Source organism: Stenotrophomonas sp. 62841_Sma (genome assembly GCF_056482945.1).
This window is the reverse complement of the sequence record NZ_CM151224.1, coordinates 4,224,660-4,249,429: the sequence shown is the minus strand read 5'-3', so window position 1 is coordinate 4,249,429 and position 24,770 is coordinate 4,224,660. Positions and strand designations below refer to the sequence as shown.

At 65.4% G+C, this 24,770-nt stretch carries 23 protein-coding genes; 10 read left to right on the top strand and 13 right to left on the bottom strand.

The annotated features are described in order from the left end of the window. Positions 1-6: 6 nt before the first annotated feature. Positions 7-399: a DoxX family protein gene (locus tag ACZK5G_RS19815; protein WP_032128569.1), complete on the bottom strand. Its 393-nt coding sequence runs from the start codon at positions 397-399 to the stop codon at positions 7-9. A 118-nt stretch (positions 400-517) separates the two neighbouring features. Here ACZK5G_RS19815 and ACZK5G_RS19810 point away from each other — a divergent pair, with 118 nt between their 5' ends. Next, a complete protein-coding gene (locus ACZK5G_RS19810; RefSeq protein WP_478464510.1) occupies positions 518-937 on the top strand; it encodes an H-NS histone family protein in 420 nt (139 codons plus the stop codon). Positions 938-986: 49 nt separating this feature from the next. After that, entirely contained in the window at positions 987-1,394 is a 408-nt protein-coding gene (locus tag ACZK5G_RS19805) for a hypothetical protein (protein WP_478464508.1), read from the top strand. A 21-nt stretch (positions 1,395-1,415) separates the two neighbouring features. Here the strand turns inward: ACZK5G_RS19805 and ACZK5G_RS19800 are convergent, their stop codons facing one another. Further along, entirely contained in the window at positions 1,416-2,057 is a 642-nt protein-coding gene (locus ACZK5G_RS19800; RefSeq protein WP_478464506.1) for a glutathione S-transferase family protein, read from the bottom strand. A 127-nt stretch (positions 2,058-2,184) separates the two neighbouring features. Here ACZK5G_RS19800 and ACZK5G_RS19795 point away from each other — a divergent pair, with 127 nt between their 5' ends. Next, a complete protein-coding gene (locus tag ACZK5G_RS19795; protein WP_032128572.1) occupies positions 2,185-2,601 on the top strand; it encodes a hypothetical protein in 417 nt (138 codons plus the stop codon). 7 nt (positions 2,602-2,608) lie between these two features. Here ACZK5G_RS19795 and ACZK5G_RS19790 read toward each other — a convergent pair whose 3' ends face one another. Beyond that, positions 2,609-3,412, bottom strand: coding sequence for an AraC family transcriptional regulator (locus tag ACZK5G_RS19790; RefSeq protein WP_279912463.1), 804 nt, complete (start codon positions 3,410-3,412; stop codon positions 2,609-2,611). 65 nt (positions 3,413-3,477) lie between these two features. Between ACZK5G_RS19790 and ACZK5G_RS19785 the strand changes: the two genes are divergently transcribed. Further along, positions 3,478-4,371 carry a DMT family transporter gene (locus ACZK5G_RS19785; RefSeq protein WP_478464504.1) on the top strand — a complete coding sequence of 298 codons (894 nt, stop codon included), beginning with the start codon at positions 3,478-3,480 and terminating at the stop codon, positions 4,369-4,371. An 8-nt stretch (positions 4,372-4,379) separates the two neighbouring features. Here the strand turns inward: ACZK5G_RS19785 and ACZK5G_RS19780 are convergent, their stop codons facing one another. Continuing rightward, positions 4,380-5,408, bottom strand: a complete 1,029-nt coding sequence (locus ACZK5G_RS19780; protein ID WP_458073897.1) for an IclR family transcriptional regulator — start codon at positions 5,406-5,408, stop codon at positions 4,380-4,382. 258 nt (positions 5,409-5,666) lie between these two features. Continuing rightward, positions 5,667-8,501: a TonB-dependent receptor gene (locus tag ACZK5G_RS19775; protein ID WP_032128574.1), complete on the bottom strand. Its 2,835-nt coding sequence runs from the start codon at positions 8,499-8,501 to the stop codon at positions 5,667-5,669. Between the two features lie 554 nt (positions 8,502-9,055). Here ACZK5G_RS19775 and ACZK5G_RS19770 point away from each other — a divergent pair. Beyond that, positions 9,056-9,508: a PA2169 family four-helix-bundle protein gene (locus ACZK5G_RS19770; RefSeq protein WP_005419568.1), complete on the top strand. Its 453-nt coding sequence runs from the start codon at positions 9,056-9,058 to the stop codon at positions 9,506-9,508. An 84-nt stretch (positions 9,509-9,592) separates the two neighbouring features. Here the strand turns inward: ACZK5G_RS19770 and ACZK5G_RS19765 are convergent, their stop codons facing one another. From ACZK5G_RS19765 to ACZK5G_RS19755, 3 genes are read right to left on the bottom strand one after another with little or no spacing between them, the layout of a single operon-like run. Continuing rightward, on the bottom strand, positions 9,593-11,290 hold the full coding sequence (locus ACZK5G_RS19765; RefSeq protein ID WP_478464503.1) for a peptidoglycan D,D-transpeptidase FtsI family protein: 1,698 nt from the start codon (positions 11,288-11,290) through the stop codon (positions 9,593-9,595). Between the two features lie 23 nt (positions 11,291-11,313). Further along, on the bottom strand, positions 11,314-11,742 hold the full coding sequence (locus ACZK5G_RS19760) for a hypothetical protein (protein WP_032128576.1): 429 nt from the start codon (positions 11,740-11,742) through the stop codon (positions 11,314-11,316). Continuing rightward, positions 11,733-13,268 carry an MFS transporter gene (locus ACZK5G_RS19755; RefSeq protein WP_478464501.1) on the bottom strand — a complete coding sequence of 512 codons (1,536 nt, stop codon included), beginning with the start codon at positions 13,266-13,268 and terminating at the stop codon, positions 11,733-11,735. Before ACZK5G_RS19755 ends, ACZK5G_RS19760 begins: the two co-directional genes overlap by 10 nt. Positions 13,269-13,375: 107 nt before the next feature. On the opposite strand from ACZK5G_RS19755, the gene ACZK5G_RS19750 reads away from it, so the two are divergent. Together ACZK5G_RS19750 and cml are read left to right on the top strand one after the other, a co-directional pair. Beyond that, positions 13,376-14,281: a LysR family transcriptional regulator gene (locus ACZK5G_RS19750; RefSeq protein ID WP_032128595.1), complete on the top strand. Its 906-nt coding sequence runs from the start codon at positions 13,376-13,378 to the stop codon at positions 14,279-14,281. A 198-nt stretch (positions 14,282-14,479) separates the two neighbouring features. After that, on the top strand, positions 14,480-15,667 hold the full coding sequence (gene cml / locus ACZK5G_RS19745) for a CmlA/FloR family chloramphenicol efflux MFS transporter (RefSeq protein WP_478464499.1): 1,188 nt from the start codon (positions 14,480-14,482) through the stop codon (positions 15,665-15,667). A 66-nt stretch (positions 15,668-15,733) separates the two neighbouring features. Here cml and ACZK5G_RS19740 read toward each other — a convergent pair whose 3' ends face one another. Continuing rightward, positions 15,734-19,129, bottom strand: a complete 3,396-nt coding sequence (locus ACZK5G_RS19740) for an autotransporter domain-containing protein (protein WP_478464498.1) — start codon at positions 19,127-19,129, stop codon at positions 15,734-15,736. Between the two features lie 188 nt (positions 19,130-19,317). Here ACZK5G_RS19740 and ACZK5G_RS19735 point away from each other — a divergent pair, with 188 nt between their 5' ends. Both ACZK5G_RS19735 and ACZK5G_RS19730 read left to right on the top strand, forming a co-directional pair. Then, complete coding sequence (locus tag ACZK5G_RS19735; protein WP_080291777.1) at positions 19,318-19,518, top strand: hypothetical protein; 201 nt, start codon at positions 19,318-19,320, stop codon at positions 19,516-19,518. Between the two features lie 124 nt (positions 19,519-19,642). Beyond that, positions 19,643-19,993, top strand: coding sequence for a VOC family protein (locus ACZK5G_RS19730; protein WP_478464496.1), 351 nt, complete (start codon positions 19,643-19,645; stop codon positions 19,991-19,993). 15 nt (positions 19,994-20,008) lie between these two features. On the opposite strand, the gene ACZK5G_RS19725 is transcribed toward ACZK5G_RS19730, so the two are convergent. Next, a complete protein-coding gene (locus ACZK5G_RS19725) occupies positions 20,009-20,629 on the bottom strand; it encodes a TetR/AcrR family transcriptional regulator (protein ID WP_478464494.1) in 621 nt (206 codons plus the stop codon). 126 nt (positions 20,630-20,755) lie between these two features. On the opposite strand from ACZK5G_RS19725, the gene ACZK5G_RS19720 reads away from it, so the two are divergent. Beyond that, positions 20,756-22,228 (top strand): MFS transporter, encoded by a 1,473-nt coding sequence (locus tag ACZK5G_RS19720; protein ID WP_478464492.1) that lies wholly within the window; start codon positions 20,756-20,758, stop codon positions 22,226-22,228. A 10-nt stretch (positions 22,229-22,238) separates the two neighbouring features. Here ACZK5G_RS19720 and ACZK5G_RS19715 read toward each other — a convergent pair whose 3' ends face one another. From ACZK5G_RS19715 to ACZK5G_RS19705, 3 genes are all read right to left on the bottom strand, one after another. After that, positions 22,239-22,544 carry a KGG domain-containing protein gene (locus tag ACZK5G_RS19715; protein WP_032128582.1) on the bottom strand — a complete coding sequence of 102 codons (306 nt, stop codon included), beginning with the start codon at positions 22,542-22,544 and terminating at the stop codon, positions 22,239-22,241. A gap of 135 nt (positions 22,545-22,679) precedes the next feature. After that, positions 22,680-23,354 carry a CerR family C-terminal domain-containing protein gene (locus tag ACZK5G_RS19710; protein ID WP_478464490.1) on the bottom strand — a complete coding sequence of 225 codons (675 nt, stop codon included), beginning with the start codon at positions 23,352-23,354 and terminating at the stop codon, positions 22,680-22,682. Continuing rightward, entirely contained in the window at positions 23,347-24,603 is a 1,257-nt protein-coding gene (locus ACZK5G_RS19705) for a M24 family metallopeptidase (RefSeq protein ID WP_049423757.1), read from the bottom strand. The genes ACZK5G_RS19710 and ACZK5G_RS19705 overlap by 8 nt, the downstream gene beginning before the upstream one ends. Between the last annotated feature and the right edge of the window lie 167 nt (positions 24,604-24,770).

The following is a 24,770-nucleotide window of genomic DNA, read 5'->3' as shown; positions in this document are numbered from 1 at the left end:
CGGCGCTTACCCGCGCCGCCCTCTGCCATCAATGCTGTACCGCCCGGCCCCGGTGCAGGCCAGCAGCAGGAAGCCACCGGCCAGCCCCAGGTTCTTCAGGAACATGATCTGTTGGGTCTGGTCGGCGAAGTTGTGATGGAAGATGAAAGCGGTGACCAGGCTGAAACCCACCAGCACGATCGACACCAGCCGGGTCTGGAAGCCGAACAGGATGCACAGTCCGCTGCCGATCTCGAAGGCGATGGTGGGCCAGAGCAGGATGCCGGGCACGCCCATCGCTTCCATGTAGCCCTGGGTGCCGCTGAGATCACCGAGCTTGCCCAGGCCGGAGATGAGGAACAGCGCCATCAGCAGGATGCGTGCAAGCAGGTAAGCGAGCGAATGGGATGAGTGGCTCACGTCGGTGTCCTCGGAGATGGCCGGCGAAGGCGATCGGAGCCCACCGGCAGTGAAGCCCGTGTCTACGCCAAGGGCAAGGCGCCTTGACAGCTGGCCGTCCGCAGGAGACCTTTCTCCCATGACGATTGATATTGAATCGCTCAGCCTTCGGGAGCTGGGCGCCTTGGTAGTTGCCGCTGAACAGCGGAAACAGCTGATTTCCAGCCGCCGTCCGGCCAGTGCGGTACGGCGGATGTTGAAGGCCGCAGCAGCAGAAGCGGGGTATACCCTCGAAGAGCTGTTCGGCGGAGAGGCGAACGAAGAGGCCGCTCCCCGCCGGAAACCGGCACGGCGCAGAACCGGGAACGTGGCTGCCAAGTACCGTGACCCGGAGTACAAGCGCCTGACCTGGTCCGGCCGCGGGCGCATGCCGCGCTGGCTGGCGTCCAAGGTGCAGAAGGGCCACAAGGTGACCGACTTCCTGATTCCTGGCCTGGCCCGGCCGACGGCGCGCAAGAGCAGCCCGATCGGCAAGCGCACGGTTTTCAAGAAGGATTGAACCTGCCGCGCTGCTACCCTGCCGGGGTCTTTGAACGAAGGAACACGGGATGGCACACGATGGCAGCATGACGATCTCACCCAGAGTCCTCTACATCGCGGCAGGCGCGGCGGTGCTGGTCAGCCTGCTGGCCTGGGCGGTGGAATGGAGTGGGATGGCCTATGTCTGCCCGTACTGCCGCGTGCAGCGCACGGTCATCGGCGTGCTGGGTGTGCTGACGCTGTTTGCACGACCGGGCGGCCTCATCGTGCCGTGGTTGTCGTATACCGCGGGCGGCTTCGCATTCGTGGTCGCGGCGATGCAGCACTTCAACGGCTGGAAGCGTATTTCCGCCGGAGATTTCAGCTTCAACGCGCAGTGGTATATCGACCCGTGGCTGCTGTCAGGTTGCGCGATGCTGATCCTGGTGGCGCAGCTGATGCTGGTGCAGACCGCATGTCGGCGCAGTCTGCACTGAAGCCTGCCCACGGGCGTAGCGTCAGGCGTTCTGGAACACCGCCAGCTGCGCAGCAAACGCACGCTGGTAGGCGGGGCGCTGCGTTGCACGGCCCACATAGGCCACCACCTGCGGGTACTCATCGAGGAGGCCGCTGCTCTTCAGGCGCAGCAGCACCGAAACCATCATCAGGTCGCCGGCGCTGAACTCGCCCTCCAGCCACAACGCCGATCCCAACCAGGCGGACAGCTGTGACAGCCGCATACGCACGCGCTCATCGAGCATTGGCAGACGCTGCGCATACCAGGGCTGCTCGCGCTCCAGCACCCAGGCCATCGAGCGCTCGACGATGGGCGGCTCCACCGTATTCAATGCAGCGAACACCCACATGATCGCGCGCATGCGTGCATCTGGATCAGCAGGAAGCAGGCCGGCATGCTGCTCGGCCAGGTGCAGCACGATCGCGCCGGATTCGAACAGGACCTGGCCGCCGTCCTGCCAGGTGGGGATCTGCCCGAAGGGGTTGCGGGCCAGGTGCGCGGGCTGCTTCAGCTCGGCAAAGCCGAGCAGCTGCACGTTGTAGGGCACGCCCAGCTCCTCCAGCGCCCAGCGCACGCGCATGTCACGGGCCAGGCCCTGGCCGCGGTCCGGGGAAGTGGCGAAGGCGGTGAGGATCGGGCACATCGTGGCACTCCTGCAGGTCGAAGGGCCTGCCTTTCCTGTTCCGACGAACGACGGGGCGGGAAATCGACACCCTTCCCGGGACGGCGGGCGATACACTGCCCGCCACCCACCACACCTGTGCCTCCTCATGTGGCAGCGCCGCACTTCCCTGGCCGAACTGCAGCAGCAACGCGATGTGCTGCAGGCTGAGATGGATGCGGACGCCCAGCGATGGGTCTCACAGCTTCCGCCGGATGATCTCGTGGCAGCGCTGATGCCGCAGGCGCGCCGGCTTCAGGAGCTCAATCAGCTGATCCTGCGGGCTACACCGCCGCGTGAGCTGATGAAGCGCCTGAAGGCGCTTGAGCGACAGCTGCTCGAACCCGGTACACAGAACGCAGGCGTGCGGAGGGGACTGGAAGATGAACTGCGCGATCTGCACCTCTATTTCAGCAATCCCCGCCGTCGCCCATTGACGGCAAAGGTCATTCTCATCCTGTTTGCCTGCGTTCTGGCCGCCTTGTTCCTGCCGAGGCTGCTTGTGGACCTGCTGATCGCTCTCTAGGCCGGCCTCACCCCGCCCGATGCAGCTTCCGGTACTGATCCGGCGTGCACTGCGCGTGCCGCTTGAACATCTCAGCGAAGGCGCTGACGCCGGAATAGCCCAGCTCCTCGGCGATCCGGCTGATCGGCCGGCGGGTGCACAGCGCCTCGGTGGCGCGCACGAACTTCACCCGTCCACGCCAGTCGCCGAGCGACATGCCCAGCTCGCTGCGTGCCATGCGCTCCAGCTTGCGCACGCTCATATGGTGCCGCTGCGCGATTTCGGCAACCGATTCGGCCACCGACAGGTGTTTCTCCATGTACGCCATCACCTGCTTCAGTGCATCGCTGCTGGCGATCGGCAGGAAGCTGGGCAGAACGGCCGCATTGACGATCTGGTCGATGACCACGGCGGCCATACGCCGCTGGGCCGGGGTCTGCGGATCGGTCACGCCCTGCCGTGCCAGTTCGTGCAGCAGCTCGCGCAGCAGCGGGCTGACTTCCAGTGCACGGCAGCGATCAGGCAAGCGGCGTGACAAGGCCGGCGACAGATAGGCCGAGCGGTAGGCCAGCTGCGAGCGGTTGCGCGAATAGTGGGCCATTCCCGGTGGAATCCAGATCGCGTAGTGCGGCGGGGACACCATCCATTCGCCGTCGATCTTCATCTCCATCACACCCTGCGCGACGAAGTTGAACTGGCCCCACGGATGGCTGTGCGTGCCCCAGTCCGTGGGCTCCATCGCACCCTGCCGGAAGTAGATCGGACCGGGCAGCTGGTGGAAGGTGGGGATTGGCTCCATCGGTTGCCGCAAGCCGGGGTCGGTGTGGCGCATTTTCGGGATGTCCTCGATATGCGCCAAGCGTACGCTGGCCATTCCCCTACGTACACCCGCGTTCCGTGAACTATCTTTTCCCGATCCTCGCCTGCCTGCTGTGGGGCGCGAACACCATCGTTACCAAGCTTGCTTCGGGCTCGGTCGGTCCCATCGACATCGGCTTCTTCCGCTGGCTGGTCGCGGCGGTGGTCCTGCTGCCGTTGGCGCTGCCACGTCTGCGCGAAAACCTGCCGACCGTGCGCGCCAATCTCGGGCGCTTCCTGGTGCTGGGCTGCCTGGGTGGGGTGATGTACCAGTGCCTGGCCTACTATGCGGCGCACTTCACCTCGGCCACCAACATGGGGGTGATCCAGGCGCTGATTCCGTTGATCGCGCTGGCGCTGTCGCGCGTGTTCATGGGCCATCCGGTGCGAGGCACTTCCATTCTTGGCGCGGTGATCTCCACCGTCGGCGTGGTGGCGGTGGTCTCGCAGGGCGACCTGGCGCGGTTGGCAGCGCAGGGCCTGAACCGCGGCGACGCGATCATGCTGATCGGTGCATTGGCGTTCGCCGCCTACAACGTGCTGATGCAGCGCTGGAAAATTCCGCTGTCGGTGCTGGAGTCGCTGTTCCTGCAGGCCACCGCTGCATCGCTGATCCTGTTGCCGGTACAGCTGCTGGTCGGCACCGGGGTGAACAACCTCACGGCGGTCGGCTGCATCGGCTTCGCCGCCGTGTGCGCTTCGATCCTGGCGCCGCTGACCTGGATGACCGGACTGTCACGCCTGGGCGCTGCGCGCGTCTCTGGCTTCTTCAACCTGGTGCCGATCGTGACCGTCGCGCTGGCTGTACTGCTGCTGGGAGAATCGCTCAGTGGCTGGGTACTGGGTGGTGGCCTGCTGGCGGTGTCCGGCGTGGTGTTCGCTGAGTACAGCGCCAGGCGCGCCGCCGCAGTGCCGAGCGAGCAGCCCGCATAGGGCTTCGGTCATGCGGGATACGTGTCTCCACTCAGCGCCTGTTCCACCCGCTGTTGCAGCGCGTCTGCATCATGGCCGCGTTTGCCCTGCAGGCTGAGATACAGCGAAAGCGGGTCAACCACATCGCCAATACTGGTGAATGCCGGCGGATAGGCCCAGATCTGCAGCCGTGCGCTCTGAAGGCAGTCCGGGCCGGGCATGGGAAGTGCGCCCAGCAACCGCCACGCATCGATGTGCAGTGCGCGGGTGCCACCGATCGGGGGCGGTGACGTTTCAGCAAGCGCATCGAGGCCTGCCATCGGCGCCGGATGCCCCGCATCGCGGAGTGCCTCGGCGGTCGGGCCCCAGCAGACATCCACTTCCTTCAGGATGGGGGAACGCAGGAACGGCTGTGCCCTGGCCCAGACCTCGTCGCGGTTGCCGGCCAGCTTCAGGAAGCGCTCGCGGCCACCGGTGGAGCGCTCGACCAGGCCGCGACCGACCAGTTCGGCAGACAGGCGCGACGCCGTCATCGAGGTGTAGCCGGCGGCGGCGCTGATCTCGCGCGGTGACCACCAGCGCGTCTGGCCACTCAGCAGCACGTGGATCAGTACGGCCTGCGCCGAAGGCAGCAGCGAGATGGCTTTCTTCTCATGATCGGGGTCGTCGCGGAACTCAATGGCCAGGCTCGGCGCGAACAACTGGGTGTGCGGGACCACGAAGTCGATGTGGTTCTCGACCAGGAAGCGGCGCTGGGTCGGCGTGAGATAGGGCGAGACGTACAGCACCAGTGCATTCGCTGCAGAGCGCAGGCAGCGCACATCCTGGATCACACGGGTGCTGGATTCGCCCGGCTCGCGGGCCACGGCGAGCATGGCGGGGGTTTCCCCGTACAGCATCAGCCCGGCGAGGTGGTAGCGCGATGCCATCGCGTGGGGAATGGCATGCAATGAAGCAAGTGGATGCACTGCCGAGGCGAGCCCGGGGAGAATCCTGCGCAGGTACCGCTGCGCGTCAGCGACCAGGTCGGTCAGGCCGGTGCGAACTGCCGTCGTCATCTCGTACTTCCCTTGCGGCGGCATGTCCGGAAGATCGGAACCCGGCCACACCGTCACATTCAGTGGTGAACCTGGAGACGGGTGTGCAGTGTCGGGGCGCGTGGCGATCCATGCGGTCCTGCTCCTTAGCCGTCATGACATCAAGTGTTGCCGGGAACCTTGGAGATTCCGTCGAAAAACGATGGAGATTGGGTGGAGGCGGTGTGCATCGTGGCCGGCGGACTCCCCTTCCGCCGGCCACGAGCACGGACCTGCCCGTCAGAAGCGCTGCGAGTACTTCACGTACACGGTGCGGCCGATATCGAAGCCGCCGTAATAGGGGAAGGAGCTGGACGGCTTGGAGAACATGATCGGGCCCTGGTGGTTGAACACGTTGTTCGAACCCAGCGCCACGGTGCCGTCCCACGGCAGCTTGTAGCTGACCTGGATATCGTGGAAGGCATTGGAACCGACCTTGCGCAGGGCATCCGGCTCACCGTAGGCGTAGCGGTCGGGCAGGGTGCACGGACGGTTCGGTACGCAGTTTTCAACCATGCCGGAGTAGTAGCGCACGGTGTACTGCGTGCTGAAGTTGCCGAGCTGCCAGTTCACACCCAGGTTCGAGCGCAGGCGGGAAATTCCCGGCTGGCCGATCCGGCCCATCATGATCGTATCGCCGGCCGAGTTCTGGTTCTCCTCGTCGTACTTGGAGACATAGCTGTTCTGCAGGTCGATGGTGAAGCGGCCGAACGAGAACTCGGGCAGGCGGTAGCGGATACCCAGGTCCCAGCCTTCGGTTTCCATAGAGCCCAGATTGGCCAGACCGTAGAACATGCTGGTGATGTGGCCATCGCCAGCGCGCTTGACGCTGCCACAACGCGAAGCGTTGCCGAGCACGTAGCAGTCACGCAGGATGCGATCGACGCTGTCCTGGATGATCATGTTGGTGATCTTGTAGCTGTACCAGTCGAGGTTGATGTCCAGCCCGTCCACCCAGCGCGGGCTCCAGACCACGCCCACGGTCTTGCTCTTGGACTCTTCCGGGCGCAGCTTCGGATCGGAGCCGGTGGTGAACTCGTCAGGCGTGGCGCACGGATAGCTGGCGCAGGGCTTCAGGCTCTGGTTCAGCTGCTGGTAGCCCAGCGGGACGCCGGCGGCGTTGCAGGCGGCATTGCCGTTGACGCTGTTGGTGGCGCCGATGCCGCACGGGTCGACATAGGTTTCGAAGCTGGTGCCCAGGCCGCCATACAGATCGGAGATGCTCGGTGCGCGGAAGCCTTCGGCGAAGGTGCCACGGATCATGAGCTCTTCGATCGGACGCCAGGCGAAGCTCGCCTTGGAGTTGGTGGTGCTGCCGAAGTTGCTGTAGTCGGAGTAGCGCGTAGCCAGGTTCACGGTCAGTTCCTTGGCGAACGGCAGGTCGCGCAGGATCGGCACGTTCACTTCGGCGAAGAACTCGTTGAGGCTGTAGTCGCCGGCGGTGGTGGATGCGCCCAGTGCAGTGCTCTGGCGCGACTGGGCGAAGGCATCGGGCACGAAGCGGCCTTCTTCCTTGCGGTACTGATACCCCAGGGCGACGGACAGGTCACCGGCAGGCAGTTCGATCACCGGGCCGGAGATGTTGGCGAAGTAGCTGCGGGTCTTGGTGATGCCGGTATCGTTGAACGTCGGGAACAAGAAGCGCTGCAGTTCGGGATCGGAGAGAGAGCCAGCCCCCGCGACCCCGAACGGCAGCAAAGGATTCCAGGCCAGGCAACCCGAGACCGGCGATGCCGCCGTGCCACACCGGGCCACACCGTTGGCATCGAGGTAGGAGGGCCCCAATGCCTGCCGGGAAGCGATCAGGCTCATGTCGCCACGGCCTGTTTTTGTAACTTCATTGCGGTTGAACAACGCGCCGACTTCCCAGTCGTACGTCTTGGTGCCCAGCTCGAAGTAGCCGGACAGACTGGGTGCAACCCGCAGCGACTTCAGCTTGCTTTCGGTCGTGCGCGGCACTTCCCACAGGCGGCGATTGAACGCGATGCCGTGGTCGAGCGGGTTGAATACGCTGGCCGCGTCCAGGGGCGTGCCGAACTTGGTCGACTGGTACGGGTAGCCCGCGATCTGCTGGTCGGTGGTGCGCTCGTTGTAGCCGATGTCGGCAGTGAACTTGATCTGGTCGGTCAGGGCGTAGTCCGTGCTCAGGAACAGCGAGCGGCGCTCGATGCCGGTCTGCAGGTGCATCTGGTCGTTGCCGTTGGCGAACTCGGCCGGCGTGATCGGGTGGTAGTCGTTCGGGTTCTTCGGATCGCCGCCACGATTGAGGGTCTTGAATACGGCATCACCGGTATTGCACTTGTAGAGCGCCGGGTCGCACCAGGAACCGTTCTGGCTGATGTTGCTCCAGTCCGCGCCCGGGTAGTTGGGGCCGGCGCCACCGTACCGGGAGAACTCGCGGTCGCGGGCAAACACCGGGTCTGACTTCTGGTATTCCAGTGCGAGCGTGTACCCGCCACGCTCCCCACGGGCGCCGGTGACCAGCGAGAACGTGCTGTCCTTGCCATCGCCCTGGCTGAACTGCCCGTGCTGCATGGACACTTCCAGGCCTTCGTAGTTCTTGCGGGTGATGATGTTGACCACGCCAGCGATTGCATCCGAGCCGTACAGCGAGGAGGCGCCGTCCTTCAGCACGTCGATGCGTTCCACCGCGCTCATCGGAATCTGGCTGAGATCCTGCAGGCCGCTGGTGGTGGCGCCGAGCCGCTTGCCGTTGACCAGAACCAGGGTGCGCGTGGCACCTAGATTGCGGATGTTGACGTAGTAGCCGCCAACGTTCTCGCCGGACGCCAACGCGCGCGCACGCGAAATGGTCGGCGCGCCGGTGGAGGTCAGGTTCTGCAGCAGGTCGGCGATGGTGGTGAAGCCCTGCTGCTCGATCATCGCGCGGGTGATGGCGATGATCGGCTGCTGCGTTTCGATATCCACGCTGCGGATGGCCGAACCGGTAACCTGGATGCGATCGAGGTTCTTCGGTGTTTTATCGCTGTCATCCTGCGCATGCGCGGCCGGTGACCAGGCAGCGGCCAAGGCCGTGCCCACTGCCAGGGAAAGCAGGGTGTACTTGTAGTGCATTTGGCTCTCTCCAAATCCAGTTGAATGGGTTTCCGCATCGCTGCGTGGAAACCGATCTGAAATCCCGCTGTGCGGAATCGGAAGGAACCTAACACTCCGTTTACAACTCGATTACGTTATGGACGCGTTATCGTCGCGCGCCGGATACAGCGTTCATGCACAGGCCATGCACGAAACCGCGACGCGCACCAAGGGTGCTCTGCTTCAGTCTGGCTGCGGGCTGATGACAGACTCCAGGAGACATCCGATGAATATCCCCGGCAAACCAAGACCCACGTGGAAGCAGTGGCATGTGCTGTTGCTGGTGCTTGCCATCGCACTGTTGGTGACGCTGATCATCGTCATCGCGCCATGGTGAATCGTCGGCGTTCTGCTCAGGTACCGTGAACGCGGAAATGCGACGGGATGAGGGAGTCAGGGCGCGTTGAGGGTGGTGATGCATGCATCAATTCGTACTCACCCACTCGGCACATTCAAACCTCCACAGTGGTCCCGAAGGCAACGCACTCGCGCTGTCATTCTCCATAGACCATCGAGCACACAGGAGCGATTCCATGAGCACCCAGTCCACCATCGAACACCGCCTCAACGATCTGATCGAGATCGCCCGCGACGGAAAGTCGTTCTACGAGGAAGCTGCGACCAAGGTGAAGGATGCCGAACTGTCGGCCCTGTTCACTCGTATTGCCGGCGTCAAGGGCCGCATCGTCGCCGCACTGAGTGGCTCCGTTGCTGCCAGCGGTGGCAAGCCGGCCGAGCACGGCACCGTGGTCGGTTCGATGCAGCAGTTCTATGGCAAGGTCCGCGCTGCATTCGGCGACACCAACTATGGTTACGTGGCCGAGCTGGAAGAGTCCGAAGACCGGCTGCTTGGCGCGTTCAAGGACGTGCTGAAGGACAACGAACTGCCGCCGGCCGTGCGCCAGGAAGTCACCCAGCTTCTGCCTGAAGTGCAGGAGTGCCATAACGTGATGCGTGCTCGCAAGCACGCCATGAAGGCGGCCTGACGATCATCGGCGGCCTTCTCCCCGGGGCCGCCACGGTCGGGGCAGCGTGGCTGCCCCGGCCAACCTGGAGGCGGCGTGCAGGACTCAGCGTGGCGCATCGGGCGCGATGTCCTGCAGGTGCAGAACGCGCCCCATCAGCTCGCTGAAGATGGGAGCTGCGACTGCTCCACCACCGTAGCCTCCGCGGCGTGCATCGGGATCGTCCACTACCACGGCGACCGCATAGCGTGGATGTCGCGCTGGTATGACCCCCGCAAACAGGGACATGTAGTGGCGCGCGTATCCACCGGCAGCCGCCTTGCGCGCGGTTCCGGTCTTTCCGGCGATGGCATAGCCGCTGATGCGGGCCCGCGTCGCGGTGCCGCTGGGCTCGGTGGTGGTGGCAATCATGTCCATCACCTGGTCGGCCACGTTTGCAGGCATGGCACGGCTCATCGCTGTTGCGCGACCATGCTCGAAGGTCGGTTGCACGCGCAGGCCATGGTTGGCCAGCGTCGCGTAGGCATTGGCCAGCTGCAGCGTGGTCATCGACAGCCCGTACCCATAGGCCAGGGTCTGCTTGCTGGTGCCGCTCCATGCAGCAGGAGCGGCCAGTACACCGTTGCGCTCGCCGGGAAATCCGCTGCCCGAGACATGCCCTGCGCCCAGTGCGGCAAACATCGCGTGCAGCTGCTCGCGGCTCAGGCGGTGCGAAATCAACGATATGCCCACGTTTGAGCTTTTCTTCAGGACGTCGCTGGTATCCAGTACGCCCAGATCCCGATAGTCACGGGTGGTGAAGCGCCCATTGCGGATCCAGCCTGGGTGGGTGTCGAACGTGCTGGCAGACGTGATCACGCCGGCCTCGAGCGCTGCAGCCACGGTGAAGGGTTTCACCGTGCTGCCGGGCTCGAACACATCGGTCACCGCACGGTTGCGGCGTGCATCGGCGGCGCCGGTACCGGGCGCATTGCTGTTGTAGCTGGGCCAGTTGGCCATCGCCAGGATCTGGCCGGTACCGACTTCCAGCACCACGATGCTGGCGGCAGCCGCGCCGTAGCGCTGTACTGCCGGACCGATTCCTGCCTGCAGGATGTGCTGCATACGGCTGTCCAGCGACAGCACGATGTCCTCGCCGGGACGCGCCGGACAGCCACGGTCGCGCAGTTCGACCGGGCGGCCCTTGCGATCGATGATGACGTCACGGTAGCCGGCCTGTCCGCTCAGGCGCGCGTCGAACAGGCGCTCAAGGCCTTCAAGCCCACGGCCTTCGATATCGGTGATGCCGACGGTCTGCGCGAACAGCTCCGACTGTGGATAGAAGCGTTTGAACTCCTGCTGCAGGTGGACGCCTATGGGGGCCCTGGCCTGCAGTGCTTCAAGGCGGGCTGGATCGCCGCGACGAAAGCCAGGCAGATAGACGAAGCGTCGTTGCCGGTTGCGCGCCAGCAGTCTGGTCAGCACCGTCGCATCGGCCTCCAGTACCGAGGCCAGCTGCTCGACTGAACCTGATGCGTCGAAGAAGGCGCGCGGATCGATCCACAGGGATGCCACAGGAGCCGATCCGGCAATGACGATGCCGTGGCGGTCGTACAGCGTTCCGCGATGCGCGCGCAGCGGATGGTGGCGGAGCATCCGTGCTTCGGCCTGGTGCCGGTAGAAGTGGTGATGGATGATCTGGACGTCAGCGGCCCGCGCCAGCAGCAGGCCCGCCAGCACGGCCAGTGCGGCGCAGGTCAGGCGGTAGCGGCGTCGGAAGTCATGGGCACGCGCGCGGCGTGGCGCCATGGTGGGGGTGCGCATGCGATGGGGCATCGAGACAATGGTTACAGCGGTTGCCCGGCGATGTAGGCCAGCAGTGCGGAAGCACGGTCGATGACATTGGCGTGGCTGCGGCCATCGGCAACAGCCATGCAGGCGATCTCCGCATCGCGCAGCGTGGCCAGCCGGTCCTGCAGGACCGGATAGGGTTCGGCCGTGCGATAGGTTGCGGTGTAGCCGGCATCCAGCAGCGGCTGGACCTGCACGGGATGGCTGTCGTGCTGGTTGCGCAGGGTGTGGTCGATCCGTGCGACATCACAGGAGGCGATGGCGTTGAACGCGTACTCCCATGCCACGGCGTTCGCCATGCCCTGGTCGATCTGGCTGAGCAGCGCTGCACGAGGTGGTTCGATGGGAGAACTGGACGATGCCGCCCCTGTGGTGGCTACCGGCATGGCGAACAGAAACAGGATCAGCGGGAGGTTCAGTCGCACGCGCGCGGCTCCGGGCGTTGCAGGAGGGATGGTGCTTCTGCCGCAGACCGGCTACGGCCCAGCAGCAACACCGCAAGGCTGGCCAGCAGCGCGGCGATGGCCGACGTCCACAGTGCACTGGCAAATCCATGGCTGTAGATCGCCTGTGCGAAGGCGGCGGTGCGCGCATCGGCGAAGGTGCCGGTAGCGATCGCATCGGCCATGGGCAGTACGTTGCGCGCGGGAACCGCTGCGGACAGTGCGCTGCGGATGCCCAGGCTCAAGGCACTGGACAGTACGGTGAATCCGAGCAGGATGCCGACAAAGCGCGTGGTCGCGCTGATGCCGGAGGCCATGCCGGCGCGCTCGCGCGGCGCCGCGCCGATGATGGCTTTGGATGTCTCGCCATTGAGGATGCCGCCGCCGGCACCGATCACCACCATTGCGACGAGTGCCAGCCAAGGCAGGTGCTGCCACGCGGCCAGTCCGGCCACGGCATTGCCCGCGGCGGTGACCGACAGCCCGATCGCCAGCACCGCCGGACTGGTCAGATGGCGACCGAGCCGCCGGCCCACGCTGGGAAACAGCAGCATCGCCGCAGCGAACGGAAGCATGCCAGCACCGGCAGCCAGTACGCTCAGGCCGATGCCGTTCTGCAGGTACTGCGGCAGCATCGATGCCATCACCTGTGCGCTGACCGAATAGCCGACCATGGCAATGAGTGCGCCGACGAAACGCGGACTGGCCAGCAGCCCGAGATCGACCATGGGATGTGACCGTGCCCGTTCAACGATGACGAAGGCAACAGCCATGATGATGGCCAGGCCCAGCCCAATCAGCGCCGGGGCCGATGTCCATCCTTCTGCCAGTCCTTCCACCAGGAAGAACACGATGCCGAAGATGGCAGCGCTGAACGTGATGATGCCGGGCGGATCGAGCGGGCGGACCACGCTGTCTGACGACTCGGGTATCCAGCGCAGCGTGCCGTAGCCGAGCAGGCCCAGGAACGGCAGGATCGCGACGAACACCGCGCGCCAGCCCCAGAGTGCGGACAGCACGCCGCCGATCAGCGGTGAGAGCACCATCATCACGCCCATGGCTGTGCCCCAGAACGCCCATGCAGTGTCCTTGGCGGCCCCCTCGTGGTACGTGTGGCCGATGATCGACAGCGAGGGTGCCAGCAGAAAGGCTGCACCAATGCCCTGCAGAGCCCGCGCCAGGTAGAGCAGGGCAGCACCGGGCGCCAGTGCGCAGAGCAGAGAGGTGAGGGCGAACAGGCTGATGCCGATCAGCAGCACCCGGCGGCGGCCGTAGCGGTCGGCGACCGCACCGGCGGGCAGCAGCAGTGAGGTGAAGGACAGGATGTAGGCACTGATCACCCACTCGATATCCGCGAATCCGGCGTGCAGGTCACGTGCGATGCTGGGCAATGCGACCGCGACGGCATTGGTCTCCAGCACGGTCATCGTGCAGCCCAGCGAGGCCACCAGCAGGACCGCGTCAGGCAGCGTGTGCCGTGCAGGCGAAGGGGGAGGAGAGGGCGGCACCGGTCACTCGCAGGAAGGGGAGGACGGCCATTCCATCAATGATCGGTGTTTGTTTCATTCTCGGTGTTTTCTGGTTACGTTAGCTTGAACCTAACGAAATGCCGCCCATGGAACGCCGTCACCTGGAGTACTTCGTCACCCTGGCCGAGGAGCTGCACTTCGGTCGTGCGGCCCTGCGCCTGGGAATTGCCACTCCCACGCTGAGCGTGCAGATCCAAGACATCGAGCGTCGGCTCGGCACGCGCCTGTTCGACCGCGGCCGGCGCGAGGTGCTGCTGACCTCGGCAGGCGAGGTGTTCCTCGCGGAAGCCCGTGATGTGCTGCGCCGGTTCGAACAGGCCGAAACCCTGGGCCGGCGCGCGGGGCGGGGTGAGATCGGCAAGATCGAGATCGGCTACGTCGGCTCGGCGCTGTATGCCGGAGCATTGCAGGATCAGCTCAGCCGGTTCCGCAGCCGCTACCCGGGCGTGGAACTGCAGGTGAGCGAATGGCCGATGGGCGAGCTCCCGCAGCTGCTGCAGGAAGGACGGGTGGATGTGGTGTTCTGCCGGCCTCCGATGGATGTGCCCGACAGTTTCGGCGAACACACCCTGGTCGAAGACCAGTTCTGCGTGGCGCTGCCGGAAACCCATCCGCTGGCGCAGGCCCGGTCGCCGGTGCAGCCGGCGTCATTGGCCCGGGAGGGTTTCGTCATGCCGGAGCAGCCGGTGGGCGCAATGGAAGTCGGGCGCCGCGGCGGGTTCATTCCACGTATCCGTTCCCAGCCCGGGCATCTGGCGGCGGTGTTGGCCGAGGTGTCGGTCGGCGTTGGTTCGGTGGCGATCGTGCCATCGGTACTGCAACGCACGCTGGTGCTGCCCGGAATGATCTATCTGCCACTGGCGGGCCCCACCATCGTCTCGACCATCGCTGTGCAGTACCGGCGGGCAGAGACTTCGCCAGTGGTGCGGCGGCTGATCGAGCAGGTGAAGGAGACACCGTGCAGGCGCATCGACATGTTGCCCCTGGCCTGAGCGCCGCGCGGCAGGTGGACGATTGCTACACTGGTGCCACCTGCATTCGCATTCGATGGACACCATGAACAACGGGAACGGTCCGCAGACAGTTCGCTGAGCCGCAACAACGATGCAGACGTTGTTGCGGTGATCATCCCTGCGATGCACGCGAATTGGATGGATCACCGCCGGATTCACTCTGGGCGGAGACTCCCCATGTTCAATCGACAGGCCCCGCGTTGGGCCCACCCGCTGCCATCGGCCATTGTGCTGATGGCGCCGTTCGACCTCCTGGCCTCGCTGGCCATGGACATCTATCTTCCTGTGGTGCCGATGATGCCGCAGGCATTGCAGACATCACCGACGCTGGTGCAGCTCACCTTGAGCATCTACCTGCTGGTACTTGGCCTCGGCCAGTTGCTGTTCGGCCCGTTGTCCGACCGCATCGGGCGGCGGCCGGTCCTGTTGCTGGGGGCGTTGCTGTTCGCGCTTTCGTCGTTCGCGCTCGCCATGTCCAGCAGCGGCGCAGCATTCCTGGCCTGGCGAGCCGTGCAGGCGGTGGGAGCGTCGGCGGCACTGGTGGCGACCTTTGCCACGGTGCGTGATGTGTATGCTGATACAGCCGAAGGCGCGTCGCTGTACGGGCTGTTTGCCTCGATGCTGGCCTTCGTGCCGGCGCTGGGACCGATCCTCGGCGCGCTGCTGGCAGGCGCCTTCGGCTGGCGCGCGATCTTCGTTCTGCTCGGCGTACTGGGCATGATCGCCGGCATGCGCGCGGTACGGCATTGGCAGGAAACCCGCCCGCAGTGCCGGGACGCGTCGCGACCCGCGCTACGACGCATCCTCGGCAGCGGCGCGTTCTGGGTCTACACGCTGGGCTTCAGTGCGGGCATGGGCACGTTCTTCGTGTTCTTCTCGGTCGCGCCCCGGCTGCTGGTCGGGCGCATGCAGTACTCGCCGCTGTCGTTCAGCCTGGCCTTCGCCACGGTGGCGCTGGTGATGATCGTCACGGCGCGGATGGCGAACGTGTGCATTGCCCGCTGGAACCTGCGCGGTACCTTCCTGCGTGGCCTGTGGGTGATGGTGGCCGGGGTACTGCTGATGGCGTTGGCCGCAGCGTGGCCTCCCTCGTTCGTCGGAGTGGTGCTGCCCATGTGGGGCATCGCGGTGGGGCTGGTGATGGTGGTTTCGGTGGCTGCAAGCGGCGCGCTGCGTGATTTCGCCGATGCGTCAGGTACGGCGGTGGCCCTGTACTACGCCGTGCAGAGCCTGATCGTGGCAGGCATCGGCACGCTGGTTACCCTCGTGCTGCCCGGCGATACCGTGTGGCCGCTGGTGGCCTATGGGTTGCTGTTGCCACTTGCCAGCCTGGCAGGTGCCGCCGCGCTGCGGCATCGCGCATAACGCTGGGTGGCGGGCAAAAAAGGGGGCGGCCGCAAGGCCGCCCCAACCCGTCAAGAGAGCACGTGTTTAGAAGCGCACAGACCAGCGTGCGGTGGCGCCATGGTCGCGGCTTTCACTGCCGAACTGGCCGCTGTAGCCCAGCTCCAGCTGCTGCCGCGGGGTCAGCCACGCTGCCAGGCCCAGCTCGGCCACGACGGCGTTGTCGGCAATCGGTGCGCCCTCGACTGCAAAGGTGGTGCTGCTGTTGGCGAAGGCCAGGTTGGCCACCTGGCTGCGGTCACCGAAGGCGCGGCGATAGCCCACGCCACCGCGCAGGTGCAGCCAGCTGTCCTGCTGGAACGATGCCTTCAGGCCCTTGTCGAAGCGCAGGCCAGCGGTGGCGATGGTGGTGCCGGTGTCGTCCACCTTGCCGTGCAGTGCGGCCGCGCCGCCACGCTCGTTGACCTGCTTCAGGTCCACTTCCACGCGGGCGACCTGCAGGTACGGCTCCAGCCCGCCTTCCGCATTGCCGAAGCGGTAGCCCGCTTCGATGAAGGCCTGGCGCGTACGTGCGTTGTAGCGCGCGCTGAGGCTGTCGCTGAAGCCGGCGAAGGCAACATCACGCGTGCTCTTCACTTCGTTGCGGCTCCATGCCATGCCACCACGCAGGCCGAAGCCGCCCCAGGTGTGGCTGGCATAGGCGCCGAAGTGCGTGTTGTCGATCTTCGACTTGGCACGACGCTCCTGCTGCTTCACGTCGGTGCGGCCTGTACCGGCCAGCACGCCGATCTGCCAGCCACCGAACTCGCGGTCGATGCCGACCAGCAGGCCGTTGCTGTTGGCGTCGGTGCGCGCGGTGTTGCTGTTGCCATCCAGCTTGCTGTTGCCGCCCAGTGCCTGCACCCAGGCGCCGGTGGCATCACCCGCATCGGCACCGGGTGCGGTGGCACCGGCACGACGTGACAGTGCGGCATCGCGCACATAGCGGCTGCCCTCGACCAGGGCCAGCGCCGTGGCCGGATGCAGCTCGCCGCTGAGGCCATCGAGCACGCCACCCACCTGTTGCGGGAACAGTTGGGTCAGCGGCTTGGGCAGGCCCTGGTTGATCGCCAGTCCATCGGCCACCGCCGCGGCCGCACGCTGGTTCGGCGTGGTGGCGGCGCTGGCGAGCGAGGCACCCCGGGTCACGTCGATGCGGGTGCCATTGGCGCCGTAGGCCAGGCTGAACTGCAGGAACGGCGAGAACGCGCTGAAGTCGGTTTTCGCGAACTGGCCGCTGACACCGCCGTCGGCGCGGATGAAATTGAACTGCTCGCCGAGGTAGTAGGTACCCGGCTCCGGCAGTGCGACCAGGGTGCCGCCGAGAGTGGCGGTGCCGGTTACGTGCAACTGGTCACTGCGGCCGCCCGGGGCAAGTTCGGCGGCATAGACGCCGGTTACGCCCTGCACGTAGTTGCCGTTGATGGTCAGCGTGCCGATCGAATTGCCGGGCGCGATGATGCCGTCCACACGGGTGTTGCCCAGCGTGCCGATGCCCTTCAGCAGGCCGTTGGCACCGACCGTGGTGGTGCCGCCGGTCTGCGTGCCGTTGAAGGACACCACGCCACCGTTGACCGTCAGGTTGCTGCCCTTCAGCAGGCCGCTGCTGCTGACCGTGCTCACGCCTCCGGTGGTGTTCAGGGCGGTGGAGACCAGCGAGCCGTTGAGCAGGAACTGGCCACCCTGGACTTCGACCGCTGACGTGAGTGTGTTGGTGCCGTTCAATTCCAGCGTGCCGTCCTGCAGCACTGCGCCGTTGAAGGTGTTGCCACCACTCAGGCGCAGCCAGCCGATGCCGGACTTGATCAGCTTGCCGGGGCCGCCGATGTCGTTGGTCCAGTCATCCCAGGCATCGCCTTCCCACACCTTCAGGCCACCGGCCTTCTGGTTCATCACCACGTTGGTGTCCACGCGCAGCGAGCCGTAGCCTTCGATGGCCTTGCGCAGGTCGACCATGCCCCAGCCGTAGATCTCATCGACGCCCGGATCGCCCAGATCGCGGGCGGTGGTCAGCAGCACGTCGCGGACCTGTGCGCTATCGAGATAGGGGAAGCGCTCAAAAAGCAGCCCGAGAGCACCGGTAATGTGCGGGGCCGCCATGGACGTTCCGCTCTTCTCTCCATAGCCGTGCGTCGGCACGCGCTGAGTTACTTCAAGCGAGATGTTGCCATTCGCATCGGTGCGAATATCTGCCGTTGGCGGGGCAGAGGGGTCGTAGGTAGTTGAGTTGATGTCTGTCCCAGGCGCCGCAATGCACCAGTTGGCACTCAGGCCACATTTGTTTGATCGATTGCTCAGCGTCAAGTCCTCCTGGACGTTGACCACGCTGAGCCAGTACCGCTCGATGTCGGGAAGGGCTCGCGGCAAGGTTGCATATATGCCGGCAATCGGACTTTCCTCAGGCGTGGGAATTTCCACATCAGTGTTGCCGGCTGCCCAGACCTGAATCATGCCCCTGGCGCGTGCGCCATCCGCGAAGATGGAGAGTCTCTCAAGCCATTCGGGATCGCTGTATCGGCTATCAAATTCAGCTGCTGACTTGGGCTCTTCAGCCAATCCCCAGCTGTGATTGATCGCACGCACGCCCTGGGTATTCATCTGATCGTATAGATCGACAAGCGCCGAATTCTCTGGCCCTGTGGACTTAACCCGCGTATCAAGACCGAGTCCTTTGAGATAGATCTCGGTGACGCTGTTAAAGAACAATCTGGCGACGGTCAGATCTGCACCGAATCCCACGCCATGCATGCCTGCGCCATCCCGATTTGCAGCGATGGTGCCACCCACATGGGTGCCATGATCCTCATAGGATGCGTTTCGCAGGAGCTCGCTAATCTGCGGGTCGCGCAGAATCAGATCGGCAATGAACTTGGGCATCTTGGGATCAAGCGTATACCGCTGAACCTGCACCTCATCGCCAGCACTGGAGAAGCATGCATCCGGACCCGTCAATGCAGTCCTGTTCGTACACCGGCTGCCATCGCTCAACAGATCAGCAATAGTGATGCTGCGATGATTCTTGCCGGCGAATTCCGGGTGATCCAAGCCGGTGCCGCTGTCGAACACCCCCAGCCGGACGCCAGTGGCGGTCAGCCCCCGCGCGTACGCAAATTGGGCATTCATTGCACCCAGACCCCAGTCGGCATTGAATTCGTCCGTGCGCCAACTGGACGGGTCACCCGCATTGCCGGGAATCGTCGTGGTGCTGGCAACCGCCGTGGCTGCTGCAACCGGCAACTGAGGCGGGGCAGAAGGGATCGCCGACATGGCCGGTTGCGCCCAGGCGGCCTGCAACTGGCGCTGTTGCTGCCAGGTGTCGAGTGATTCGCTGGCCATGGCGGGCAGCGCACTTGCCAGCAGCAGCGAACTGGCGACTGCCAGCGCCAGGCGGCTGTGCAGCGGGGAACGGGAGTGGGACGAACGGCCGTGCAGCGGGTGATTCATCGGACAACTTCCTTGGATGACGGACTACAAAACCGTTAACGCCAAGGCACGGCGATACCCCCCAGCTATGTGGCAGGAATTTTATGAACACGTTAATTGGGCGTGACGCTGGCGTTCACTCCATCTCCCGGAGGCCTCGCTACCGTGGCCCGGCCTGGGCTCACCAGGCTTATCAAGGAGTGATGTCGATGCGTACTTTCAGGAAAATGATCGCGGGTGCGGTGTTCGCCTTGGCCTGCAGCGGTTCGGTTGCTGTGGCTGGGCCGATTCCGCCATGCGATCTTCCCTGTTGGAAGGCTTACCAGGCGTGTCTGTCCGGTGGCGTTGATGCGATGGAATGCCAGTACGAATACGATCGTTGCATCATGGATCGCTGCGGCGCTGTGTAAGCAGTGGCAATGCAGGATTGATGACGAGCCCCGTCCCTGACGGGGCTCTTCTGTTTCAGCGCCGCCCGCTTGCAGGCCATGCACGCAGCAGCGAGGATGGGGAATCGCATCGGAGCCGCCGCACATGGCCGTCAAACGTGTCGTCGCCAACATCGCCACGCCTGACCCTGCGCGTGCCGCAGCGTTCTATGGCGAGCTGCTGGGCATGCCGGTGGTGATGGACCACGGCTGGATCGTCACCCATGGCGGCGAGGGCAGCGCGCTGGCGCAGGTCAGCTTTGCCACTGAAGGGGGATCCGGCACCGCGGTGCCGGACCTGTCGATCGAAGTGGACAATCTGCAACAGGTACTGGATCGCATGCACGCGGCCGGCATTGCGCTGGAGTACGGCCCCGCCGATGAACCCTGGGGCGTGCGCCGCTTCTTCGTCCGTGACCCGTTCGGGCGGCTGTTGAACATCCTCGCCCACATCTGAGCAGCAGAAAGCCCGTCAGCGACGTTTGGCACCGGTTGGTGGCACGCCGACCATGCGCAGGCAATCATCCACCACGGCGGCGATGAAGGCATCGGCATCCTGTGCGGGTGTGGCGATCAGGTCGTCGGTGGCGCCGTGCACGCCGGCATAGATCAACGAGGCGGTGACTTTGGGCGCTGGAAGCTGCCACAGAGCTGCGGCATTGCCTGCTTCGAGGATGCCCAGCAGTTGCTGCTGGATCGCATTGCGTTCGGCGTTGCCACGCTGGTGGTGATGATGGTTGGCGTACACCACGTCGTGCAGTGCATGGGTGCGCACATAAAGTTCGATGTTGGCGCGGATCCAGGCGCGCAGGCGCGCTACGCCATCGCTGGCCGGGTAATGCTGCACGGCGCGGTCGACGTCTTCCATGAAACGCCGGGTATAGCGCTGCGCCAGCGCCTGCAGAATCTCGGTGCGCGAGGCGAAATAGGTATAGAAGGTGCCCTTGGCAACGTCGGCTGCGGCGACGATGTCGCTGATAGTGGTGGCATCCACTCCCTTTGACAGGAACAGCGCCTGCGCGGCGTCCATCAGTTCTTCCTGGCGGGTTTCCGCTGGTTTGGTGCGTGGCCTGGCGACAGCTGGGGTCTGCATGTGGGAGGGATCCGGGTGCGACGGGAACCATTCTAGCTGGCCTGTGGCACCGACTGACCGTCAGTCATTGACCGACGGTCAGTCAATGGCTAGGATGCGCACACATCCTTCCCCCGGGAGCCGTACATGCGACGTTTCCAGCGGCCGGCCCTGGTGCTGGCGGCCTACCTCGGCACATTCCTCGCCTCGCTGGACATCAGCATCGTCAACGTCGCCCTGCCGACCCTGCAGCAGGCGTTGAATACCGACATGGCCGGCCTGCAGTGGGTGATCAATGCGTATGCAATCGCGCTGTCGGCGTTGATGCTGTCGGCGGGGCCGCTTGGGGACCGTTACGGTCATCGGCGGATGTGGCTGCTCAGCGTCGCCACCTTCACGCTGGGGTCGCTGCTGTGCGCCTGTGCCGGCAATCTTGCGACCCTGGTAGCCGGGCGTGCAGTGCAGGGCATCGCCGGCGCCTTGTTGATTCCCGCCGCAATGCCGATCCTCAGCCACGCGTTTCCCGACGCGCGCCAACGTGCACGTGCGATCGGTGGCTGGTCGGCGTTCAGTGCGCTGGCCCTGGTGCTTGGCCCGCTGCTGGGCGGCGTGCTGGTACAGCGCGTCGGATGGCCCAGCATCTTCCTGATCAACCTGCCGTTGGGCCTGCTCGCACTGGCGCTGGGCGCCTGGGGAATTCCGGAGCGGCGGCATCCGCAGCACGCTGCGCTGGACCCTGCCGGGCAGCTGCTCAGCGTCGTCGCGCTGGGTGCGCTGAGCTATGGCCTGATCGCGATCGGCGCGCATGGCCTGCTGGCCCCGGTGACGCTGCTGGCGCTGGGCGTGGCAGCTGCCGGGTTGATCCTGTTCGGCATCGTCGAACGCCGGGTGGCACGCCCATTGCTGCCGCTGGACCTGTTTGCTGACCGCCGCTTCGGCATGTTCAACCTGGCCTCGTTCGTCCTGGGCTTCACTGCCTATGCCAGCCTGTTCTTCCTGTCGCTGTTCTTCCAGCAGGCGCAGGGGCACAACGCTGCGCTGGCAGGCTCCCAGTTGGCCCCGCAGTTCCTGTTGATGGGTGCCGTCTCGCTGTTGTTCGGGCGTCTGGTCGCCCACCTCGGGCTGCACGCCGCGCTGGTGCTGGGCTATGCCCTGGCCGGGGCGGCGCTGTGCGCGATGGCCACGTTCGAACCGGCTACTTCGCACGCTTGTTCCAGTGCTGTGCTCGTGCTGCTTGGCATTGGAATGGGGCTGGCAGTACCGGCGACCGGCATGGCGGTCATGGCCAGCGCGCCGGTCGAGCGCGCGGGTATCGCCTCAGCCACGATGAACGCGTTGCGTCAGGCAGGCATGAGCTTGGGCATCGCGCTGCTGGGCAGCCTGATGGGCCAGCGCGCCGTGCAGCAGTTCGCCGCGTCCGCGCAGGCGGCCGGGCAGCGGGAGCTGGCGGCACAGGCGCGCGAACTGATCCTGCAACCGGGCTCGATGCACGCCACGCCGCAGATGCTGACGTGGTATCGCAGTGCGATGGCCAGTGGTTTCGGATGGGCGATGGCTGTGGCCGGTGCGCTGGCCCTGCTTGCGGCGCTCGGACTGTATCGGCAGCGCGCACCGGCCTGACGCGCTGCATTCAGCCCTGCTGGCGTTGCGGACCCGCTGCCGTGCGTTCGATCTCCTGAGGCTGTTGTTGCTGCTGGCGCGCATTGGCGTGGCGAGCGTGTCCACCTTCACGACCGATCTCGGCCATGTGCTGGCGGTTGCGGCTGATCGCCTCGCCGCCCTTGCGGCCTGCGACACGTGCCTCGGCCGGACTGAATTCATGCGCGTTGCCGGAGGCATGTGCGGCGCGCCCGCCCTTGGCCGCGATCGCGCGCTGCTTTTCCTGGTCCATTGATGCGAAACCCCGGTTGGAGCTGCGCGGGTTCTGCTCAGTCATGTGAAATCTCCTGCGGTATGGGCGTCGCCTTCGTAGACGACGGCATCCATGCTTGGCCATCGCACGCTAAGTCCAGGTCGCCATCTTGGCCCTGGTTTTCACGCGCCCTGCGCACGGGGCTGATCAGGCAGCCATTCAGGCGGGCGCTGCCTTCGCTGCCGCCAGTGCCATGCCACTGACCACCGACCCGATCGTCTCTACGTCTGCCAAGGGAGCTCCCTGGTTCAGTCGCGCCTGCAGAGCTCCGTGGGAGACGGCGAAGACGATCGCTTGGCCGAGCAGGGCGTGGGTACGCAGCACCGTCTCGGCGCTGGATGGTTCGCTGCCGCGCAGGCACGCTACGCAGGCGGCCAACGTGGTGTGCAGGGGTTCGAACAGCGTACGGTGGGCACTGGCGAACGCCGCCGTCGGTTGGATCTGTTCGCGCGCCAACAGCAGCGTGCGTGGACCCGCATCCGGCGCCGACAGCAAGGCATGGACGAATGCCCGCATCAACTGCTGCAGCTGCTGCGCGGCCTGCCGCGCGCCGCTGGGTGGCGTTGCCGGCAGCGGCAATCGCTCGGCAATGGCTTGAGCGCAGCGCTGCAGCACGGCGGCATACAGTTCCTGCTTGCCACCGAAGTGATAGGGAATGGCTGACTGGCTGCAGCCGGCCTTGTCCACCAGCTGGCGGGTACGCACACCCTCCACGCCGAACGCGCTGAACAGCTGCAGCCCCGCGTGCAGCAGTCGGGCTCGGGTCTGCCCGCTGCGCGTCTCGGCCGCGCGCCGCCGTGCCGGTGTCTGCAGATGGGCGATGAACTCAGGCATCGGCCTGCATCAGCCGTGTCGAGTTTTCATTGAGCGCGGTACCCGCGTCCGCGCCGACGATGACCGTACCGCCGATGTTGGCCATGTGCCGGCCGAATGCACAGTTCGGTTCGAAGGCGAAACACATGCCGGCCTGGAGGGGCAGTTCGCGCCCGACAGTCGGCAGCGGCGCGATGTGCGCATAGCGCGCGGCCTCCGGCAGCGCTTCGATGCCCGGTGCACGGCCGAAGCCAATCGGTCCATAGGGGTTGAGGCTGTGGACCAACGGATGCACGTGCCAGCCGCCCGCCTCCAGCAGGGGCGCTTCCATCGCGTCGACGACATCGCCGAAAGTATTGCCCACGCGCAGTGCGGACAGGCCTGCTTCGTAGCTGCTGCGGGCGACGGCAGCGGCGCGATGGATGTCGTCGTGCACCTCGCCAATGGCAACCGCGGCCTGATGCTGGGTTTCCATCAGCCCGTACAGTGCGAAGATCTCCGACAGCACCAGGTCACCATCGCGCAGAATGCGCGGCGGCTGCGCACGATACTGCCAGGCGGGTGGTCCCCAGCCCACATACTCGGGACCCGAGCCGAGCAACACCTCGGCGGTATAGCCCCCCAGCGAGAAACAGGCGGCGGTCACTGCGGCAACCAGTTCGGCTTCCGAAACACCGGGGCGAGCAGTGGCACGCAGCGCCTCGCTCATGGATTCACCGATCCAGGCGGCATGCGCAATCAGCGCCAGTTCCTCCTGGCTCTTTACCGAGGCGCGCTGGAAGAACGCACGATATACCGGTACGAATTCCGCGTTCGGCACCGCCGCCTGCATGCCCTGCAGGGTGCGCGCGGGCATCGCGCCGTCGAAGTAGAACGGTGGATAGGGCTCCAGCCCCAGCACGCCGATACGTGCCGTGTGCAGGCCACATTGCTGCAGCCAGCGACCAACCTCCAGACCGGATTTTCCAACCCACAGCTGTTCGGGTGCGATCCACTGCAGGTCGCCGCGCAGGCAGGCCTGCAGGTGGTCGGCAATCATCAGCGAGGCAAAGGTGAACACCCGTGGCGGCTGGTCGCCGACGAACACCACGATCGAGCCGGGCCGGTCATTGGTGAAGTAGCAGTCCGGCGAGAACCCGGCCGGTGCGGCGGCTTCCCGGTCGCCATGCACAACCAGGGCATCGAGGCGTTCACTGGCCATGAGGTCGCGGGCCAGGGCCCAGCGGCGGTCGCGTTCCATCAGGCTGAGCGGTGCGGGCGGCGTGCGCATGAGGAGTATTCCAGGGGAAGGAGCGCGCAGGCTCGATCACGCAGTTGAATGAATCAACCGCTTGAATCGGCATTGCACGTGCGCTGCTGCGGGGGCAGCTGAAGTCGGCGATTGCGCAGCGTTGTCGATGATCTTGATGGGGCCACCGTTGCTGTTGATAGGATGCG